This is a genomic window from Chryseobacterium electrogenes, assembly GCF_053553015.1.
This window is the reverse complement of sequence record NZ_JBNPPB010000002.1, coordinates 2,053,581-2,074,090: the sequence shown is the minus strand read 5'-3', so window position 1 is coordinate 2,074,090 and position 20,510 is coordinate 2,053,581. Positions and strand designations below refer to the sequence as shown.

Below are 20,510 nucleotides of genomic sequence, written 5' to 3'. Positions count from 1 at the left end.
AATTTTCTTCTGACTTCTTACTTTAGTTGCTTTTGAAAGATTAAAGAAATCAACATGTAATATAAAATCACAAGCGGAATGCCTGTTGTTTTTAAAACAACTAATATTAGAATTGCGCCAATTAATAAAGCAACTTTTGGATAATTGTCTTTTAGTTGCATGGATTTGAATTTCATTGCAATCATTTTTATGGGAGAAATTAGCAACCATGATGAGATAATTGTTACAAGAATAATCATCCACTCATTGGAAAATAATTGATTAAAATGTCCCATTTCTAAAAATGAATAATACAACCCGAAAATTAAAATAGTGTTACTTGGTGTGTTTAATCCTTTAAAATAATATTTCTGATCTTCGTCTAGATTAAAAATAGCGAGTCTAAGACAAGAGAATAAAGTAATTAATAATCCAAAATATTTAATTTCAAAAGGAAAATCAATGCCTAGGAAAGTATTGCCAAACGGTTCTAAAGCTTTTAACATTACCATTCCTGGTAAAACCCCGAAGCTCACCATGTCTGCCAAAGAGTCTAATTGTACACCGAGATCACTATTAGCCTTAAGCGCTCTTGCTATAAAACCATCAAAAAAATCTAATACTAGAGAGATGATGATGCATAAAGCGGTAATTTGATAATTTCCAGAGAGCAGATGGATGACACCAATACAACCAGAGAATAGATTGCCTAATGTAAAAGCGTTCGCAAGATTATTCTTTATAAAATTCATAGTACAAAAATAAGAAAACTATTCTTGAGAACTTCTTTCTATCGAGAGATTATCATAAAGTCATCAAGCAACTCATAAAATACTTATTTTTGCATCATGAAAAACTTTAGATGGCAAGAGTTGCTTGTCTTATTATATAGATTGTTTTTGGCTTATTTCTTTTATCAGATTGCAAGGTTATTGTTTTGGATATTTAATAAAGATTTAATAAAAATAGATTCGGTGTCGGATTATTTTTCTTTGTCTTATTATGGGATTGCTTTTGATACTACGGCGATATTGTATGTTAATTCTGCTTTTATATTGTTGAGTCTTATTCCGATTGTTATTAATTCTAAAAAATCATATCAGAAATTCTTAATGTATTGGTATTTTGTGACCAATGCGATTGCATTTTCTTTTAATTTCGGAGATTTTATTTATTATAGATTCAGTCAGAGTAGATTAACGTCTGCTGTATTGTCCGTTGGAGAGAATGAGAGCAATTTGGGCAAAGTGTTTTTACAATCGGTGATCGATCATCCTATGGTGATTATTTGGTTTGTAGTTTGTCTTTTAGTTTGGGCTTTATTGTATAAAAAAGTGAAGGTTACAGAGCGCAAACCAGATAATCTATATATTTATTTTGCATCCGGAGTTTTAGTTTTATGTGCTGTGGCAACCTTGGTTGTTGGTGGTATTAGAGGTGATTTTAAACATAGCACGCGCCCGATAAACTTGGTAGATGCTAATAAACATGTCAAAAATCCTTTACAAGCCAATATCGTTCTTAATAGTGTTTTTTCATTTTTTAGAACGATTGATACTAATGGTTTTAAGCTGGTTCACTTTGTGGATGATTCTTTTATAGAACAAAATATCCATCCTTATAAAGAATATAACAGAACGGTTGATGAAAAACCAAATGTTGTTATTTTTATCATGGAAAGTTTTGGGAAAGAATATTCAGGTGCGTTTAACAGAGATACGAAGATTAAAGATTTTGTCTCTTACACGCCATTTTTGGATAGTTTAGCTCAAGAAAGCTTAATTTTCACTAATGCTTTTGCTAACGGAAGACAATCCATTCATGGGATGAGTTCTGTGTTGGCGGGGATTCCGAGTTTGGCAGATGCCTTTACATCGAGTCCATATTCTAACCAAAAAATACAATCTATTGTGTCTGTGGCTAACGATTTGGGTTATGATACCAGTTTTTATCACGGAGCGCCCAATGGTTCTATGGGATTTCAAGGATTTGGGAATATATTGGGCTTCAAACATTATTTTGGTAAAACCGAATATAATAATGATGACGATTTTGATGGAATGTGGGCAATTTGGGACGAACCTTTTTTTCAATATTATGCTAAAAATGTTGGGAAGAAGCAACCTTTTCTAAGTACGATGTTTTCGGCATCATCACATCATCCATTTAAAATTCCGGAGCAATATCAAGACAAGTTTAAAAAAGGACCGTTAGAAATCCACATTCCGATACAATACACGGATTTTGCCTTGAAAAAATATTTTGAAATAGCCAGTAAGCAAGCTTGGTTCCATAATACTATTTTTGTGATTACAGCAGATCATACCAATCAAATCTATTATCCAGAATATCAAAAAGTAATGAACCGTTTTGCGATTCCGTTATTGTTTTATTCTCCCAATCCTAAGTTTAACCTAAAAGGCGTAGATGATCGTCTGGCACAACAGACAGATATCTATCCAACGTTGGCAGATCTTATGGGTTATCACAAAAAGATTAGAAGTTGGGGTAGAAGTCTAGTTTCTGACAAAAATGAAGATCCTATCATTGTTAATTCTAACGCCATCGAAGAACAAATGATAATTGACAATTACATCTATGTCTTTAATGGTAAAGATGTGACGGCTATTTATGACAAAAATGATTTAGGTTTTTCTAAAAATCTTATCAATCAACCAAAAAATAAAGAGCAAGAGTTAGGCATATTAAAGGTGAAAGCGTGGTATCAAGACTATATGGATCGTGTTATTAACAGAAAATTATATTAATGGCATAAGAATTTCTAAGTACTTTATAGAAAAAAGATTGCAGTTAACGATTATTTAATTATTTTTAGCCAATGTTAAATTAAGTTTAAATATAGAATCAAATTACAATTAATCAATAAAAATCGATACAATGAAAAAATTAATGTATGCCTTTGTAGCCATTTTCTTTAGTGTATTATCTTACGCTCAAATTGAGGGAAAATGGAAGACGATAGATGACGAATCAGGAAAAGAAAAATCTTACGTAGAAATTTTTAAAAAAGCAGATGGGAAATACTATGGTAAAGTAATACAACTATTAATTAAGCCAGAAGATCCTAACTGTAGCAAGTGTAAAGACGACAGAAAAGGAAAACCAATCGTAGGGATGGAGGTAATTAGAGGATTGTCTAAAGACGGTAATGAGTTCACAGGAGGGACTATTACCAACCCTAAAGACGGTAAATCTTATAAGACAGAAGTCGTAAGAGATGGTAATACTATTAAGGTCAAAGCTATTGTTTTTGGTATAGCAGTAAAGACTCAGGTTTGGCATAAAGTAGATTAATAACAATCCATTTTATATAAGACAAAGCAAGCTTTTTTCAAGCTTGCTTTTTTTATGTGATGCGAATAATAAAAAATTCTCTATTTTTGTACTCTAATTTTTCGATATATATGAAAGAATATACATTTCGTGAAGTCATTGCTCAAGCTATGAGCGAAGAAATGCGCAAAGACGAATCCATATTTCTTGTAGGAGAAGAAGTGGCAGAATATAATGGAGCCTACAAAGCATCTAAAGGTATGTTAGATGAATTTGGTGAAAAAAGAATCATTGATGCTCCTATTGCAGAACTAGGTTTTACAGGTATTGCTGTAGGCGCTGCTATGAATGGTAACCGTCCAATTGTGGAGTTCATGACCTTCAACTTTTCTATGGTTGCCATAGATCAGATCATCAATAATGCTGCTAAAATGTTCCAGATGAGCGGTGGACAATGGAATGTGCCAATCGTTTTCCGTGGGCCAACAGCATCAGCAGGACAATTAGGAGCAACACACTCGCAAGCTTTTGAAAGTTGGTATGCCAACTGTCCAGGGCTTAAAGTAGTTGTACCTTCTAACCCTTATGACGCAAAAGGATTGTTGAAAACAGCAATTCAGGATAACGATCCAGTTATTTTCATGGAGTCAGAGCAGATGTATGGCGATAAGATGGAGATTCCAGAAGAAGAATATTACATCCCAATCGGTAAAGCAGACATCAAGAAAGAAGGAAAAGACGTAACCTTAGTATCTTTCGGTAAAATAGTGAAGTTGGCAATGCAAGCAGCCGAAGATCTAGAAAAAGAAGGAATCTCTGTAGAAGTTATCGATCTTAGAACTGTTCGTCCATTAGATTACGATGCGATTTTAACATCAGTTAAAAAGACCAATCGTTTAGTTGTTTTAGAAGAAGCTTGGCCATTCGCTTCAGTTGCTTCTGAGATCACTTATATGGTACAACAGCAAGCATTTGATTATTTAGATGCTCCAATCAAGAGAATTACCACGCCAGATGCACCAGCGCCATATTCGGCAGCATTATTTGCAGAATGGTTTCCAAAACTTGAAAAAGTTAAAGAAGAGATTAAAAAAGCAATGTATATCAAAGCTTAATTCATATAAAACTCCTGAGCAATCAGGAGTTTTTTTGTTTCTAGGAGCTTAATCCCGCTTTCCGTTGCAATCTTTTTTGCTCGGCAATTTTGTAATTAATAAGAACTCAACAAAACGCAAAAAAGGATTTTCACTATAATCGGGGCTAGGAGATTTGTCATCCAATCAACATTCATTATAAACACAATATTGCCATTACGTAAGAAGCCTAACAAAGTGTTTCGACTTAGTCAATCGATTTCTACGGAATGACAAACTTACTTTTTGATTTTGTTTTTGCTTAGTATAAGCGCCTTTGCCAATCTTAAAATATTTTCAATACTGACAAAAAATCTTATCGGTCTTTGCGTTATAAATATTTAGATGAAAAAAACTTCTTGATAATTTTAAAAATAACTCTGTAAAAATTTGCATATCCAAAAAATAGTTATACTTTTGCAACTCAAAATGAGATGTAAAATATGTTAATAATTCCAGTAAAAGACGGAGAGTCTATCGACAGAGCGTTAAAAAAGTACAAAAGAAAATTTGATAAAACAGGTGTTGTTCGTAAACTAAGAGCAAGACAGCAGTTTAACAAGCCTTCAGTTGTAGGAAGACAAGCACTTCAAAAAGCAGCTCATAAGCAAAGATTGCAAAGCAAAGAAGAGCAGGCATAAGCCAAAGTTCTACTTTAAAACTTATAAAAAACACTTTCAAATTCTTATATTTGGAAGTGTTTTTGCGTTTATACACTTTATATATAAACTATGCTAGAGAAATTCTTGGATTATATTACCATAGAGAAACGGTATTCTCCCCATACCATAACATCTTATAAAAAAGATTTGCAAGACTTTGCAGACTTTGTATTAAAGACCGAAGCCTCGGACAATCTGAAAACTGTAGATAAAAAAGTAATTCGTAATTTTATTGTTCATCTTAGCGAACGTGAAATAGCCAAAAGAAGCATTAACAGGAAACTTTCTTCACTAAGGAGCTTTTATCTTTATCTATTAAGAATAGGCGATGTAGAAAGCACGCCAATGGAGACTGTTGCTTCGCTTAAATTTTTTGTAGAAAAACAAATTCCGTTCTCTCAAGAAGAAATGCAACAGTTAGAAGTAGAGGTGGAGCGTAAAGCTGATATGACACTTTTAGAAAAGTTGATTATAGAAACGCTTTACCAGACGGGTATGAGAAAGTCAGAATTATGTAATCTCCAATACCAGAATGTTGATTTTTCTAACATGGAGCTTAAGCTACAAGGCAAAGGTAACAAAGAAAGAGTGGTGCCAGTATCTCAGAAGCTAATTGAAGAATTTTGTAATTATTTGGCAATCAGAGTTGCGCAGGCTGATTTTGAAGATTATTTTTTTGTTAATCAAAAAGGTAAAAAACTCACAGAAAAATTTGTCTATTTAGTGGTAAATAAGTACCTTAGTTATGTTACTACAAAGACTAAGAGAAGTCCACATATTTTAAGACATAGCTTTGCAACACATATTTTAAATAATGGTGCGGAGATTTCTAAGGTTAAGAAATTATTAGGTCATGCTAGCTTAGCATCCACGCAAGTGTATACATCTGCTAATATAGAAGAGTTGAGAAAAGTAATAGAAAATGCTCATCCAAGAGCAAAAAAGAAAATGGATGGCTAGACACCAGGCATCCAAAATATTAATTTTAAAAAATGTATTGTTATGAAAATTACAGTTCAGGCAATGGGGTTGACTCCTCACGAACCACTTGAAGAAAGAATTGAAAAAAAATTAAGCAAGTTAGAAACCTTTTATGATAAAATTATCGAGTGCCAGGTCTTTCTAAAAGTGGAAAATACATCGGATAAAGAAAATAAAACGACAGAGCTAATTGTTAATGTTCCGGGTGAAGATATAGTAGTAAAGAAGACTTGTGCGACTTTTGAAGAAAGTTTAGACCAATGCGCTGAAGCAGCTAAAAAATTGTTAATCAAGAAGAAAGAATTAGCTTAGAAAAAAAGTTTAAAAAACTTTCTAAAATAATTTGTGGATTTCAAAAAAAGTATCTTATATTTGCACTCGCAAAAAGGGAACAGTTTTTGAGATCCACTTTAGTTAAAAGCCTTGTAGCAAAAGAATGTTAAAAGCTTAAGACGAAAAAAAATCAAAAAAAGTTTTGGAAGTTTAAAAAAAACTTCATACATTTGCAACCGCTTAACAGAAGCAAGAAATTAGTTCTTAAATATAAAATGCCTCCATAGCTCAGTTGGCCAGAGCACGTGATTTGTAATCTCGGGGTCGTGGGTTCGAATCCCTCTGGAGGCTCAAAATAAAAACAATGGGGAGATTCCAGAGTGGCCAAATGGATCAGACTGTAACTCTGCTGTCTTACGACTTCGTAGGTTCGAATCCTACTCTCCCCACTATTTTATTTTAAAACAATGTTGTAGATTATAAAATTTATTTTTAAATTTGCAACGCGTTTACCAACATTTTTTGGAAACAAAAATTGCGGAAGTAGCTCAGTTGGTAGAGCGTCAGCCTTCCAAGCTGAATGTCGCGGGTTCGACCCCCGTCTTCCGCTCAATTTGCTGCCGATGTAGCTCAGGGGTAGAGTGCTTCCTTGGTAAGGAAGAGGTCACGGGTTCAAATCCCGTCATTGGCTCTACAACTTTAACAAATTTAATCTCTCTTATTGAGGGATTTTTTTTTGAACCAGTTGTCAGATTTTTTCAATATTTTTTTGTAAATTTGCCAACTAAATTAGGTGTCTGATTTTTTTTTGAAAATGATAGATGTTAACAGTATTTTAAAAACTGTATGTCAATTAATTAAAAAAATATAAAAATATTTTTAATATTCAAAAAATCATTATATTTGCACACCGAAAAAAACAATAGTTAATAATTAAATATTAAAATCATGGCAAAGGAAACGTTTAATCGTAACAAACCCCACTTGAACATTGGTACTATTGGTCACGTTGACCATGGTAAAACAACACTTACTGCAGCTATTTCTGCTGTATTAGCGAGCAAAGGTCTTGCTGAGAAAAAAGACTTCTCTGCAATTGATTCTGCTCCAGAAGAAAAAGAAAGAGGTATCACTATTAATACTGCTCACATCGAGTACGAAACTGCTAACAGACACTATGCACACGTTGACTGTCCTGGTCACGCGGATTATGTTAAGAACATGGTAACAGGTGCTGCTCAGATGGATGGAGCTATCGTAGTATGTGCTGCAACTGACGGACCAATGCCTCAGACTAGAGAGCACATCTTGCTTTGTCGTCAGGTAAACGTACCTAGAATCGTTGTTTTCATGAACAAGGTTGATATGGTAGATGATCCAGAATTGTTAGAGCTAGTTGAAATGGAATTAAGAGACTTATTGTCTACTTATGAATTCGACGGAGATAACTCTCCAGTAATTCAAGGTTCTGCGTTAGGTGCTCTTACAGCAGCTACAGCAGCTACTCCAGATAGCGAAGATAAATGGTTCAAGTCTGTTGAAGAGTTAATGGATGCAGTTGATAACTGGATCGAGCAACCACCAAGAGATACTGATAAGCCATTCTTGATGCCAATTGAAGATGTATTCTCTATTACAGGTAGAGGTACTGTTGCAACTGGTAGAATCGAAGCTGGTATTATCAACACAGGTGATCCTGTTGATATCATCGGTATGGGTGAAGAAAAATTAACTTCTACTATTACAGGAGTTGAGATGTTCAGAAAAATCCTTGATAGAGGTGAAGCTGGAGATAACGTAGGTCTATTGTTGAGAGGTATTGAAAAAACTGACATCAAGAGAGGTATGGTTATCGCTAAGAAAGATTCTGTGAAACCTCACAAAAAATTCAAAGCATCAGTTTATATCTTGTCTAAAGAAGAAGGTGGACGTCACACTCCATTCCATAACAAATACCGTCCTCAGTTCTACGTAAGAACAACTGACGTTACAGGTGAGATCTTCTTACCAGAAGGTGTAGAAATGGTAATGCCAGGAGATAACTTAGAGATTACTGTAGAATTATTACAACCAATCGCTCTTAACGTAGGTCTTAGATTTGCAATTAGAGAAGGAGGTAGAACAGTAGGTTCTGGTCAGGTTACTGAAATCCTAGACTAATCATCTTAAAATAAATTAAGCTTCCGAGAGGAAACAATCGGAAGCTTTTAATCTACGGGCATCGTCCAATGGTAGGATACCGGTCTCCAAAACCGTTGATCTGGGTTCGAATCCTAGTGCCCGTGCTAATAATAAAGTTTATGAGCTCACTAGTTAATTTTTTAAAAGGTTCTTATACTGAATTTAAAGATAAAGTTGAATGGCCAAAGTGGCCAGATCTACAATCTTCTACGATTGTAGTGGCTGTTTCGACAGTAATTTTAGCTATTTTTACTTTCGGAGTAGACACTTTATTTAGTACAACTATTAAAAACTTTATTGCAACATTTATTAATCTTTTCAATTAAAATATTTTCCAACAATGAGTGACTTAAAATGGTATGTTCTAAAATCCATTAGCGGACAGGAAAATAAAGTAAAAAACTACATTGAGAATGAAATGAAGCACCATAATATGGAAGCTTTTGTTACTCAGGTAGTAATTCCTATGGAGAAGGTTATCCAAATTCGTAATGGTAAAAAAGTAGCTAAAGAAAAGCCTTATTATCCTGGCTATCTTATGGTAGAAGCTAATCTTGTAGGAGAAATTCCTCACATTATTAAGAATATACCAGGGGTTATTTCTTTCTTAAGCTTAACAAAAGGTGGTGATCCTGTACCGATGAGAAAATCTGAGGTTAACAGAATGCTAGGTAGAATGGATGAGTTATCCGAGTTTGCTACAGATCTAGAAATTCCTTTTGTTGTAGGAGAAAATGTGAAAGTTGTAGATGGTCCTTTTAACGGATTTAATGGTACAATTGAAAAAATTCTTGATGACAAGAAAAAATTAGAGGTATCTGTTATGATTTTCGGTAGAAAAACACCAATGGAACTTAGCTTTACGCAAGTAGAAAAAAATTAAAAGAAATTAAATTCTTATATTTGAAACCACTCATAACGAGTGGTTTTTTTTATGTTGATATAATGCGCTATCGTTTCAGTTTTCACGCAATCATTTTTTTATTGTCCTTTTGTATTTATGGTGCAATTGGTTTTTTGTTTGCTTATAATACTAAGTTAGTCTATAATCCAGATTATATTTGTGACTTGTCTTATGGATTCGATAATGCATATTTAGCAACGAGTTTTGTAAGACATCCATTACTAAAGGTTTTTTCTTTACTTTTAAATTTTCTTTTTGGAAGTTACGATTCAACGACTATTTCATTTTTATTAGTTAGTATTTGCTCTGTTTTATTGAGTGTACAGAATCTCTTTCTTTTCAAGATTTTTGATCAGATTTTATTATTCTCAAGGAAAAAAGCGCTTTTATTTACCTCTGTTTTTTCAGTTTTTGGAGGTAATTTATTATTGAGTTTCACATTCGATTCGTATGTTTTTAGCGGATGTTTTATGATGATGTTTCTTTTCTATTTTCTCAAAGCAGAGAAAGAAAAAGAAAGAATGTCTCTAAGTAGACTATTTCTTTTTTCAATGATAATCGGAGGTATTACCGTGACTAATTATATTAAAGTTGCCCTAATATCGTTATTTTCTGTATTTCGTAGGAGTTATTATAAAATAATTTTGTTGGCCTTTAGTAGTCTTATGATATTATATTTGACTTTCTATAATCAAGTAAAGGCTTCGTTATTATTCATTTCTCAGCATACCAATGTAAAAGGTCTTTTTTTTAGGAATGTTACAGATTATTTTCTTGCCAGTCCTTTTTTGATCCCTAAGGCTAAGATTTCACAGATTGATTATATTGATGGTACTAAAATGTATGCTGTTGTAGGTGAATATTTCTCATTTCCAGAATTGTTAGTTTTAGTAGTTTTAGGCATTGCTATATTCTTGATAATTTGTGTAAATATTAAAAAAAAGATTGTTCAAATTTTGTTACTGTGCTTTTTGGTTGATATTTTTATTCATGTTATTTGGGGATTAGGAATTAGTGAAGCTTATATTTTCTTTGGTAATTTCAGTTTTATTTTACCCATAATAATAGGGATTGGTTACCAGTCTATAGATGATGAATTTTATAGAAAGGTTTATGTAATAGGTCTATTAATTATGAGTGGTGTTTGTTTATTTCTCAATATTAGGACACTAACTACTTTGTATAATTTTGGACTCAATTATTATTAGGGATAAAAACTTGTTGATTTTTAGTAAATTAATGTTTGTTAATTGAAAAATATTTTATAATTTTGCAATCCGAAATATCATCTTGTTATGTGAGATTCCAAGATGGTGTTAAATAATTAATGCTTCCACATTCATTATTTTTAATTTTAAACAAAAAGAAATGGCTAAGAAAGTCTTTAAAATGGTTAAACTTCAGGTTAAAGGAGGGGCAGCAAACCCTTCTCCACCAGTAGGTCCAGCATTGGGTTCTGCAGGTGTTAACATTATGGAGTTTTGTAAGCAATTTAACGGAAGAACTCAGGATAAGCCAGGACAGGTTTTACCAGTAGTAATTACAGTTTATGAAGATAAATCTTTTGAATTCGTAATTAAAACGCCTCCAGCTGCAATACAGCTTATGGAAGCTTCTAAGGTAAAAAAAGGTTCTGGAGAACCTAACAGAGTAAAAGTAGGCTCTGTGTCTTGGGATCAAGTTAAAAAAATTGCCGAAGATAAAATGGTAGACCTTAACTGCTTTACAATGGATTCAGCATTGACTATGGTTGCAGGTACTGCAAGATCTATGGGATTGAAAGTAACAGGAACTAAACCAACTAACGCATAAGAATTATGGCAACATTAACAAAAAAGCAAAAGGAAGCTTTAGCAAAAGTAGAAAAGAACAAAATCTATTCTTTAGAGGAAGGTTCTGCTTTAGTAAAAGAAGTAAATACTGCAAAGTTTGATGCTTCTGTAGATATCGCTGTAAGATTAGGCGTAGACCCAAGAAAAGCTAACCAGATGGTAAGAGGTGTTGTATCTCTTCCTCATGGTACAGGTAAGGATGTTAAAGTTCTTGCTCTTGTAACTCCAGATAAAGAAGCAGAAGCTAAAGCTGCTGGTGCAGACTATGTAGGTCTTGATGAATATTTACAAAAGATTAAAGAAGGTTGGACAGATGTTGACGTTATCGTTACAATGCCAGCTGTTATGGGTAAATTAGGTCCATTAGGACGTGTATTAGGACCAAGAGGTCTTATGCCAAACCCAAAATCTGGTACGGTAACTATGGAAGTTGGTAAAGCTGTTGCAGAAGTAAAAGCTGGTAAAATCGACTTCAAAGTTGATAAATATGGTATCATTCATGCTGCAATTGGTAAAGTATCTTTCGATGCTGATAAAATCAAAGAAAATGCACAAGAATTAATCCAAACTCTATTGAAATTAAAGCCAACTGCGGCTAAAGGGGTATACGTTAAGTCTATCTACCTTTCTTCAACTATGAGTCCAGGTATTGCCATTGACACGAAATCTGTAAACTAAAATCGAGAAGAAATGACAAAAGAAGAAAAAGTATTAGTAATACAAGAATTAAAAGATTTACTACAAGACGCAAAAGTAGTTTATGTAGCTGATCTTGAAGGATTGAATGCTGGTCAGACTTCAGATTTTAGAAGACAAGCTTTCAAACAGAATATCCAAGTAAAAGTTGTGAAAAACACACTTTTGCAAAAAGCTATGGAGCAGACTGAAGGTGTAGACTTCTCAGAAATGTTCCCTACTTTTAAAGGAAACTCTGTAGTTTTAATCTCTGAAACTGCTAATGCACCTGCAAAATTAATCCAAGGATTCAGAAAAAAAGCTGAAAAACCAGCTCTTAAGTCTGCTTACTTGCAAGAAACTGTTTACGTTGGTGATAACAACCTAGACGCTCTTGCTAACATCAAGTCTAGAGAAGAGATGATCGGAGAAATCATTGGATTACTTCAATCTCCAATCCAAAGATTGGTGTCTGCTTTACAAAACAAATCTGAAGCATCAGAAGTAACTGAAGAAGTTGCTGCTCCTGCTGTAGAAGAAGTAAAAGTAGAAGACGCTCCAGCTACTGAAACTCCAGAAGCTAGCGCAGAATAATTAAACTCAAGAAAATTAAATAAAAGTTCAACAAAAAAACATTAATACAATGTCAGATTTAAAAAACTTAGCGGAAACGCTTGTAAACCTTACTGTTAAAGACGTTAACGAATTAGCTACTATCCTTAAGGACGAGTACGGAATCGAGCCTGCTGCTGCTGCTGTAGTTGTAGCTGCTGGTGGTGCTGGTGATGCTGCAGAAGAAAAAACAGAATTCGATGTAATTCTTAAGTCTGCTGGTGCATCTAAGTTAGCTGTTGTTAAATTGGTTAAAGATTTAACTGGTGCTGGTCTTAAAGAAGCTAAAGATATCGTAGACGGAGCTCCTTCTCCAATTAAAGAAGGTGTATCTAAAGACGAAGCTGAAGCGCTTAAGAAGCAATTAGAAGAAGCTGGTGCTGAAGTTGAAGTAAAATAATTTTACTCCAATACCATATATGAGACCGTCAATTATTGACGGTCTTTTTTTTGTTTGTATATGTGATTAAATGTTAAATTTTATTTATTTATAGTGATTGTGTATTAGTAGTTGTTTTTTTTTATGTTTTTATTGGTTATTTTCAATTATATTTGATTAAAATAAAATCCATGTATCATGAAACTCAATTTGTTAATCTTCGTATTGTTCTATGCTATTGTTAATTCTCAAGTAGGTATTAATACTAATAATCCTTTAGTTACTTTAGATGTTGTTGGTAAACCTGATATTGCGGCTAGTATTGATGGGGTTGCTCCACCAAGAATTACGGGAGATCAATTAAAAGCAAAAACTTATCAAGCCATTCACGATGGTACATTGGTATATGTTACAGTTGCTGCTTTATCCTCTAATCAAACGGGACAGACTATTAATGTTAATATGCCAGGTACTTATGTTTTTGATGGCTCTACTTTAACCTGGGCGTATCTAGGGACTAATCCTGCTATGACTAATTTTAGATCTTCTATTGCACAGCCTCTTACAACAAATACTACTGCAGATCAAATTATTACTTTTTCAGGAGGAGATAATCTAGTTAATTATGCAACAGCCTTTGATCAAGTTGATAATACCTTTACTGTTTTATATGATGGTTATTACCAAATGTCTGCATTTATCGGGTTTAATGCTAATCGTCCGGATCTGACTGCTCTTCAGTTTGTTGCTGTTAACTTAAAAATACAATTGTCAACTAATGGAGGTGCTCTTTGGACTACAGCAACAGGTATTAGATCTGTTTTTCCTGGTATTGCTGCTGGGACAGGTACAGCTATTCAGGTGCCAAATACAATTTTAGCGCTTAAAAAAGGTAATAAACTAAGATTGGTTATAGAGCGACCTTCTCTAAATATTGGGGGGCAAACTAATCAAGAGTATGGTCCTTATCCAGATGGGAGTAATAATGGACATGTTAATTTACCCAATGGGCAATCGTTTACTAAATCATTTATCTTACTTAAAATTAAATAATAGAATATATTTTTAATATCAATAAATAATAAAAACTACTTTGCATTAATTGTGAGGTAGTTTTTATTTTAGCATTTGTACTTTTGTTTATTATTTAGAAGAAGAAATGACAAAAACTCAATATATTCAGAGGTTAGAAAATATTTTAGATATCAACATTAACGCAACTTTGCAATTATTATCAGAAGATTGTACAATCCCTTTTATAGCGCGTTATAGAAAAGATAAAACTGGTAATCTAGACGAAGTTCAGATAGAGCAAATTGCTAAATTGTCTAAGCAGTTTGATGAGATTATAAAACGTAAGGATTCAATTTTAAAATCTATTGAAGAGCAAGGTGCATTAACAGATGATTTTAGGCAAAAGATTGTTAACTCTTTTAACCTTCAAGAGTTAGAAGATCTTTATTTGCCTTATAAGAAAAAACGTAAGACCAAAGCGGATACAGCAAGAGCATTGGGGCTTGAGCCTTTGGCTAAAATTATCATGTCACAGAACTCTAATGATATAGAAAATTCGGCGACAAGATTTGTTAATTCTGAGGTTCCTTCCATAGAAGATGCCTTACAAGGTGCTCGTGATATTATTGCAGAATGGCTTAATGAGCATTTTTTTATCAGAAAACAATTGCGTTATTTATATCAAAGAAAAGCATTAATTGTATCGAAAGTTATTAAAACTAAAAAAGACGAAGAAGCGGCACAAAAGTTTTCTCAATATTTTGATTGGGAAGAGAATTTAGCTAAAATTCCATCACATCGATTGCTTGCGATGTTACGGGCAGAAACAGAAAGTTTTGTTAAAGTCAATATTTCGATAGATAAAGATGAAGCTTTACAGATTATAGAAAAAGCAATCATTCGATCTAATAATGACTCTTCTGACCAGATTAAATTAGCGGCGAAGGACTCTTATAAAAGATTATTAGAGCCTGCTATTTCTAATGAAGTTTTGCAAGAGGCTAAGTTGAAAGCGGATCAAAAAGCAATTTCTGTTTTTGCCGAAAATCTTAAACAACTTTTGCTGGATTCTCCTCTTGGTGAAAAAAGGATTCTAGCCATAGATCCTGGTTATAGAACGGGTTGTAAAGTCGTTTGTTTGGATGAGAAAGGAGATCTATTGCATAACGAAACCATCTATCCGCACGCGCCACAAAACGAATCTGGTATGGCGATGAAGAAGATCAGATCCATGGTTAATGCTTATAATATCGAAGCAATTTCTATCGGAAATGGTACTGCCTCTCGCGAAACCGAATTTTTCATTAAGAAAATAGCTTTTGATAAACCAATTCAGGTTTTTGTCGTGTCAGAGGCGGGCGCCTCGGTGTATTCTGCGTCTAAGATTGCAAGGGAAGAATTCGGGAATTATGATGTGACAGTTCGTGGAGCGGTTTCCATTGGTCGTAGATTATCAGATCCGTTGGCAGAATTAGTGAAAATTGATGCCAAGTCCATCGGTGTTGGGCAGTATCAACATGATGTGGATCAAACGTTATTGAAGGAAGAATTAGATTCTACGGTGATAAGATGTGTTAATTCTGTTGGGATTAATCTTAATACAGCGAGTAAGTCGTTGCTGAGCTATGTCTCTGGTATTGGCGAAAAAATGGCGGAGAATATTGTCGCTTATCGCAGTGAGAATGGTGCGTTCGCTTCTCGTAAGGATCTTAAGAAAGTCCCACGTTTGGGTGAAAAAGCATACCAGCAAGCGGCTGGATTTTTGAGGATTAAATCTGCTGTTAATCCTTTAGATAATTCTTCGGTGCATCCAGAGGCTTATAGTTTAGTCGAAAAAATAGCAAAAGACCTAAAGATTTCGGTTAATGATTTAATTTCGAATAAAGATCAAATTTCTAAAATTAAAGCAGTTGATTATGTTAATGATAGTTTTGGAATTTTGCTGATTCAAGATATTTTAAAAGAATTAGAAAAGCCAGGTTTGGATCCTAGAAAAGCCTCTAAAGTTTTTGAATTTGATAATTCGATTAGAAAGCTACAAGATGTCAAAGTTGGAATGGTGCTTCCCGGCATTGTCAATAATATTACGGCTTTTGGCTGTTTTGTAGATATTGGGATTAAAGAAAGTGGGCTTGTGCATATTTCTCAGCTTAAAGAGGGTTTTGTGTCCGATGTTAATGAGGTGGTAAAGCTTAATCAGCCGGTAAAAGTTAAGATTTTAGAAATCGACGAACAACGAAAAAGATTGCAATTAAGCATGATTTTATAATAACGATAAGCTTGGTGAATTTGCCGAGCTTTTTTTTTTTGAAATTAAATAACTGTTTGTTTTTCAGAATAAAAGTTGTAACTTTGCAATTCGTTTTGGGCTTATTATATACACGTAAATAATCAATTTTTATAAAAAGATCTCTTATGCTTTGGTATGAGGGCTTTTATTGTTTTTGCGTGTTCTGATATTTCCAAGATTATTAACATAGAAAAAAGTATTTTGCACTACACTGTGAAAAGATATACCAGTGTTGCAGTTAGGAATAAGACGCTAGAAGTTAGAAAAAGAGAAAAGATTCCCTTGATAAGCCCAAAAAATCAACATCTTTTGTCTTCTGTATTTCATCTTTCGTTTTTTGTTTCTGATATTTTTGAGATAAACAAAATATTTTTTAACCTTTTCTTGTAATTTTATGAGTAAAACACAGGCAACTCCGAAGATTAAAGGGACTGAGAGAATCAACTTTTCCACTGCGAAAGGTAGAATCGAAACCCCAGATTTCTTGGATATCCAAATCCAGTCTTTCAAGGAATTTTTCCAGTTAGACACGCTTCCTGAGCAAAGATTGAATGAATCACTTCACAAGACTTTCCAGGAGAATTTTCCAATTACAGACTCTAGAAACCAGTTTGTTTTAGAGTTCTTAGACTATCTAGTGGACTCACCACGTTACTCTATAGACGAGTGTGTGGAGAGAGGATTAACGTACAACGTTCCATTAAAAGCTAGATTGAAGTTGTATTGTACAGATCCAGAACATGAAGATTTTCAAACTGTTGTTCAGGACGTTTATTTAGGGCCAGTGCCTTATATGACGCCAAGTGGATCTTTCATCATCAATGGTGCAGAGCGTGTTATTGTAACACAATTACACAGATCACCAGGTGTATTCTTCGGTCAGACTTACCACGCTAACGGTACTAAGTTGTATTATTCTAGAATTATTCCTTTTAAGGGATCTTGGATGGAATTTACAACCGATATCAACAGCGTAATGTATGCGTATATCGACCGTAAGAAAAAATTACCTTTAACAACTTTACTTCGTGCAATTGGTTACGAGTCTGATAAAGAGATTCTTCAGATTTTCGACTTAGCAGAAGAAGTGAAAGTTAATAAGGCTAACTTGAAGAAAGTTCAGGGTAGAACTTTGGCTGCGAGAGTATTGAACACTTGGTTCGAGGATTTCGTAGACGAAGATACAGGTGAAGTTGTTTCTATCGAAAGAAACGAAATTATCCTAGATCGTGAGACGGTTCTTGAGAAAGAGCATCTTGATATTATTTTGGAGTCAGGCGTTAAGACTATCTTAATCCACAACGAAAACTCTAATGAGTTCTCTATCATCCAAAATACATTACAAAAAGATCCAACTAACTCTGAGAAAGAAGCTGTAGAGTATATCTACCGTCAGCTTCGTAACGCAGATGCGCCAGATGAGGAAACTGCAAGAGGAATTATTGAGAAATTATTCTTCTCTGAGCAACGTTACTCTTTAGGTGAAGTTGGTCGTTACAGATTAAATAAAAAATTGAATCTTAACATTGCAGAAGATATCCAAGTTTTAACTAAGGAAGATATCATCTCTATCGTTAAGCACCTTATTGAGTTAGTTAACTCTAAAGCAGAGGTTGATGATATCGATCACCTTTCTAACAGAAGAATTAAAACTGTTGGTGAGCAATTATCAGGACAATTTGGTGTAGGTCTATCAAGAATTGCAAGAACTATTAAAGAAAGAATGAACGTTAGAGATAACGAAATCTTTACGCCAATAGATCTTGTTAATGCTAAGACTTTAACATCAGTTATTAACTCATTCTTTGGCACCAACCAGCTTTCTCAGTTCATGGACCAGACTAACCCTCTATCAGAGATCACTCACAAGAGAAGATTATCTGCACTAGGGCCTGGTGGTTTATCAAGAGAAAGAGCAGGTTTCGAGGTTCGTGACGTTCACCATACTCACTATGGTCGTATCTGTCCAATCGAAACTCCTGAAGGACCAAACATTGGTTTGATCTCTTCATTAGGTATCTATGCTAAAATCAATACACTTGGTTTTATAGAAACACCTTATAGAAAAGTAGAAGATGGTAAAGTAGATCTAGATACAGCGCCAATTTTCCTTAATGCAGAAGACGAAGAAGATAAAGTAATTGCACAGGCTAACGTTGAGTTGGCAGATGATGGTAAATTTATCACGGACCGTATTATTGCGCGTCTAGATGGAGATTATCCTGTTGTAGAGCCTAACCAAGTTAACTTAATAGATGTTGCGCCTAACCAGATCTCTGGTATTTCTGCTTCATTAATTCCGTTCTTGGAGCATGATGATGCTAACCGTGCCTTGATGGGATCTAACATGATGCGTCAGGCAGTTCCTCTTCTTAAGCCAGAAGCACCAGTTGTTGGTACAGGTTTAGAAAAACAAGTAGCAAGAGATTCTAGAATCTTAATTAATGCAGAAGGTGCAGGTACTGTAGAGTATGTTGATGCTAACAAAATTGTTATCAATTACGAAAGAAGTGCAGACGAAGATTTAGTACATTTCGATACTTCAGTTAAGACATATAAGTTAACTAAGTTTAGAAAAACTAACCAAAGTACAACCATTACACTAAGACCTAACGTAAGAGTTGGTGACAGAGTAGAGAAAGGACAAGTTCTTTGTGATGGTTATGCAACCGAAAATGGAGAATTAGCATTAGGTAGAAACTTAGTTGTTGCCTTCATGCCTTGGAAGGGTTATAACTTCGAGGATGCGATTGTAATTAATGAGAGAGTAGTTCGTGAGGACTGGTTTACATCAATCCACGTTGATGAGTATTCATTAGAAGTTAGAGATACCAAATTAGGTATGGAAGAACTTACAGCAGATATTCCTAACGTATCAGAAGAAGCAACTAAAGATCTAGACGAAAACGGTATGATCCGTATTGGAGCAGAAGTTAAGCCTGGAGATATCTTAATTGGTAAGATTACACCAAAAGGAGAGTCAGATCCAACACCAGAAGAAAAATTACTTAGAGCAATCTTTGGTGATAAAGCTGGTGATGTAAAAGACGCTTCTCTTAAGGCAGATTCTTCTCTAAGAGGTGTTGTTATCAACAAGAAGTTGTTCGCTAGAAACATCAAAGACAAAAAGAAAAGATCTGAAGAAAAACTTAAGCTTGAAGAAATCGAAAATACTTACAAAGATAAATTCGATACTTTAAGAAATACTTTGATCGAGAAACTTAACATTCTAGTATCAGGAAAAACATCTCAAGGTGTTAAGAATGACCTAGACGAAGAAATGATCGGTAAAGGTGTTAAGTTCACTCAGAAATTATTGACAAGCGTTGAGGATTATGTTAACATTAGCGGTTCTGACTGGACAGTAGATTCAGAAAAGAATGAGTTAATTAAGCAATTAATCCACAACTATAAGATTAAATATAACGACCTTCAAGGTGTTAAAAATCGTGAGAAATTTGCACTATCTATCGGAGACGAGTTACCAGCAGGTATTATCAAGCTAGCAAAAGTATACATCGCTAAAAAGCGTAAACTTAACGTTGGTGATAAGATGGCAGGACGTCACGGTAACAAAGGTATTGTATCAAGAATTGTACGTCAAGAAGATATGCCATTCTTAGAAGATGGGACACCAGTAGATATCGTATTGAATCCACTTGGGGTACCTTCTCGTATGAACATTGGTCAGATCTACGAAACCGTTCTTGGATGGGCAGGTCAGAAATTAGGATTGAAATTTGCAACACCAATCTTTGATGGTGCAGAGCTAGATCAGATTACTGAGTACACAGAAAAAGCTAACCTTCCAATTTACGGTAGTACATATCTTTATGATGGTGGTACAGGAGAAAGATTCTCTCAACCAGCAACAGTTGGTGTGATCTATATGTTGAAACTAGGACACATGGTAGATGATAAGATGCACGCGCGTTCTATCGGACCATACTCATTAATTACGCAGCAGCCATTAGGAGGTAAAGCGCAATTTGGAGGTCAGCGTTTCGGAGAGATGGAGGTTTGGGCATTAGAAGCATTTGGTGCATCTAATATCCTTAGAGAGATCTTAACTGTGAAGTCGGATGACGTAATTGGTAGAGCAAAAACTTATGAAGCGATTGCGAAAGGAGAAGCAATGCCAGAGCCTGGTATTCCAGAATCTTTCAACGTATTACTTCATGAGCTACAAGGTCTTGGACTTGATGTAAGACTTGAAGAATAATTTTAAATTTTAAATTATAAATTTTGAATCTAAGCATTCAAAACAATTAATCTAAAATCAAAAATTTAAAATCAAAAAT

Annotated in this window: 18 protein-coding genes and 5 tRNA genes; 22 read left to right on the top strand and 1 reads right to left on the bottom strand. The window is 34.3% G+C overall.

All coding sequences use genetic code 11. The features are described 5' to 3' along the window. Positions 1 to 17: 17 nt before the first annotated feature. The gene (locus tag ACQQ6V_RS09510; protein ID WP_448845279.1) at positions 18 to 731 is read right to left on the bottom strand and encodes a CDP-alcohol phosphatidyltransferase family protein; all 714 of its coding nucleotides are present in this window, start codon (positions 729 to 731) and stop codon (positions 18 to 20) included. Between the two features lie 96 nt (positions 732 to 827). On the opposite strand from ACQQ6V_RS09510, the gene ACQQ6V_RS09505 reads away from it, so the two are divergent. The 22 genes from ACQQ6V_RS09505 to rpoB all read left to right on the top strand — a co-directional run bounded on the left by ACQQ6V_RS09505 (position 828) and on the right by rpoB (position 20,431). Next, the gene (locus ACQQ6V_RS09505; RefSeq protein ID WP_448845278.1) at positions 828 to 2,747 is read left to right on the top strand and encodes an LTA synthase family protein; all 1,920 of its coding nucleotides are present in this window, start codon (positions 828 to 830) and stop codon (positions 2,745 to 2,747) included. Positions 2,748 to 2,877: 130 nt separating this feature from the next. Beyond that, entirely contained in the window at positions 2,878 to 3,294 is a 417-nt protein-coding gene (locus ACQQ6V_RS09500) for a DUF2147 domain-containing protein (RefSeq protein WP_448845277.1), read from the top strand. Positions 3,295 to 3,404: 110 nt separating this feature from the next. Beyond that, entirely contained in the window at positions 3,405 to 4,388 is a 984-nt protein-coding gene (locus tag ACQQ6V_RS09495; protein ID WP_448845276.1) for a pyruvate dehydrogenase complex E1 component subunit beta, read from the top strand. Positions 4,389 to 4,849: 461 nt separating this feature from the next. Next, a complete protein-coding gene (gene rpsU / locus ACQQ6V_RS09490; RefSeq protein WP_448845275.1) occupies positions 4,850 to 5,047 on the top strand; it encodes a 30S ribosomal protein S21 in 198 nt (65 codons plus the stop codon). Between the two features lie 90 nt (positions 5,048 to 5,137). Next, positions 5,138 to 6,028, top strand: a complete 891-nt coding sequence (locus ACQQ6V_RS09485; RefSeq protein ID WP_448845274.1) for a phage lytic cycle repressor MrpR family protein — start codon at positions 5,138 to 5,140, stop codon at positions 6,026 to 6,028. A 42-nt stretch (positions 6,029 to 6,070) separates the two neighbouring features. Further along, positions 6,071 to 6,361, top strand: a complete 291-nt coding sequence (locus ACQQ6V_RS09480) for an HPF/RaiA family ribosome-associated protein (RefSeq protein ID WP_448845273.1) — start codon at positions 6,071 to 6,073, stop codon at positions 6,359 to 6,361. A 238-nt stretch (positions 6,362 to 6,599) separates the two neighbouring features. Further along, positions 6,600 to 6,673 (top strand) — tRNA-Thr (locus ACQQ6V_RS09475). A 15-nt stretch (positions 6,674 to 6,688) separates the two neighbouring features. Continuing rightward, positions 6,689 to 6,771: transfer RNA gene (locus tag ACQQ6V_RS09470), tRNA-Tyr, on the top strand. A gap of 88 nt (positions 6,772 to 6,859) precedes the next feature. Continuing rightward, positions 6,860 to 6,932, top strand: a tRNA-Gly gene (locus tag ACQQ6V_RS09465). A 9-nt stretch (positions 6,933 to 6,941) separates the two neighbouring features. Beyond that, positions 6,942 to 7,013: transfer RNA gene (locus tag ACQQ6V_RS09460), tRNA-Thr, on the top strand. A 257-nt stretch (positions 7,014 to 7,270) separates the two neighbouring features. Further along, on the top strand, positions 7,271 to 8,482 hold the full coding sequence (gene tuf / locus ACQQ6V_RS09455; protein ID WP_448845272.1) for an elongation factor Tu: 1,212 nt from the start codon (positions 7,271 to 7,273) through the stop codon (positions 8,480 to 8,482). A 54-nt stretch (positions 8,483 to 8,536) separates the two neighbouring features. Further along, a tRNA-Trp gene (locus tag ACQQ6V_RS09450) sits at positions 8,537 to 8,607 on the top strand. A gap of 15 nt (positions 8,608 to 8,622) precedes the next feature. After that, a complete protein-coding gene (gene secE, locus ACQQ6V_RS09445; protein WP_448845271.1) occupies positions 8,623 to 8,829 on the top strand; it encodes a preprotein translocase subunit SecE in 207 nt (68 codons plus the stop codon). Positions 8,830 to 8,843: 14 nt separating this feature from the next. Next, complete coding sequence (gene nusG, locus ACQQ6V_RS09440; protein ID WP_448845270.1) at positions 8,844 to 9,386, top strand: transcription termination/antitermination protein NusG; 543 nt, start codon at positions 8,844 to 8,846, stop codon at positions 9,384 to 9,386. Between the two features lie 20 nt (positions 9,387 to 9,406). Further along, positions 9,407 to 10,615, top strand: coding sequence for a DUF6080 domain-containing protein (locus ACQQ6V_RS09435; protein WP_448845269.1), 1,209 nt, complete (start codon positions 9,407 to 9,409; stop codon positions 10,613 to 10,615). 160 nt (positions 10,616 to 10,775) lie between these two features. Beyond that, a complete protein-coding gene (gene rplK / locus ACQQ6V_RS09430; RefSeq protein ID WP_448845268.1) occupies positions 10,776 to 11,219 on the top strand; it encodes a 50S ribosomal protein L11 in 444 nt (147 codons plus the stop codon). Positions 11,220 to 11,224: 5 nt separating this feature from the next. Beyond that, positions 11,225 to 11,917 carry a 50S ribosomal protein L1 gene (gene rplA / locus ACQQ6V_RS09425; RefSeq protein WP_448845267.1) on the top strand — a complete coding sequence of 231 codons (693 nt, stop codon included), beginning with the start codon at positions 11,225 to 11,227 and terminating at the stop codon, positions 11,915 to 11,917. Between the two features lie 12 nt (positions 11,918 to 11,929). Beyond that, positions 11,930 to 12,508, top strand: a complete 579-nt coding sequence (gene rplJ, locus ACQQ6V_RS09420; RefSeq protein ID WP_448845266.1) for a 50S ribosomal protein L10 — start codon at positions 11,930 to 11,932, stop codon at positions 12,506 to 12,508. Between the two features lie 49 nt (positions 12,509 to 12,557). Continuing rightward, the gene (gene rplL / locus ACQQ6V_RS09415; protein ID WP_448845265.1) at positions 12,558 to 12,926 is read left to right on the top strand and encodes a 50S ribosomal protein L7/L12; all 369 of its coding nucleotides are present in this window, start codon (positions 12,558 to 12,560) and stop codon (positions 12,924 to 12,926) included. A 177-nt stretch (positions 12,927 to 13,103) separates the two neighbouring features. After that, the gene (locus ACQQ6V_RS09410) at positions 13,104 to 13,958 is read left to right on the top strand and encodes a hypothetical protein (protein ID WP_448845264.1); all 855 of its coding nucleotides are present in this window, start codon (positions 13,104 to 13,106) and stop codon (positions 13,956 to 13,958) included. A 106-nt stretch (positions 13,959 to 14,064) separates the two neighbouring features. Continuing rightward, positions 14,065 to 16,188, top strand: coding sequence for a Tex family protein (locus tag ACQQ6V_RS09405; protein WP_448845263.1), 2,124 nt, complete (start codon positions 14,065 to 14,067; stop codon positions 16,186 to 16,188). 415 nt (positions 16,189 to 16,603) lie between these two features. After that, positions 16,604 to 20,431, top strand: a complete 3,828-nt coding sequence (rpoB, locus tag ACQQ6V_RS09400) for a DNA-directed RNA polymerase subunit beta (protein ID WP_448845262.1) — start codon at positions 16,604 to 16,606, stop codon at positions 20,429 to 20,431. The last annotated feature ends 79 nt before the right edge of the window (positions 20,432 to 20,510 follow it).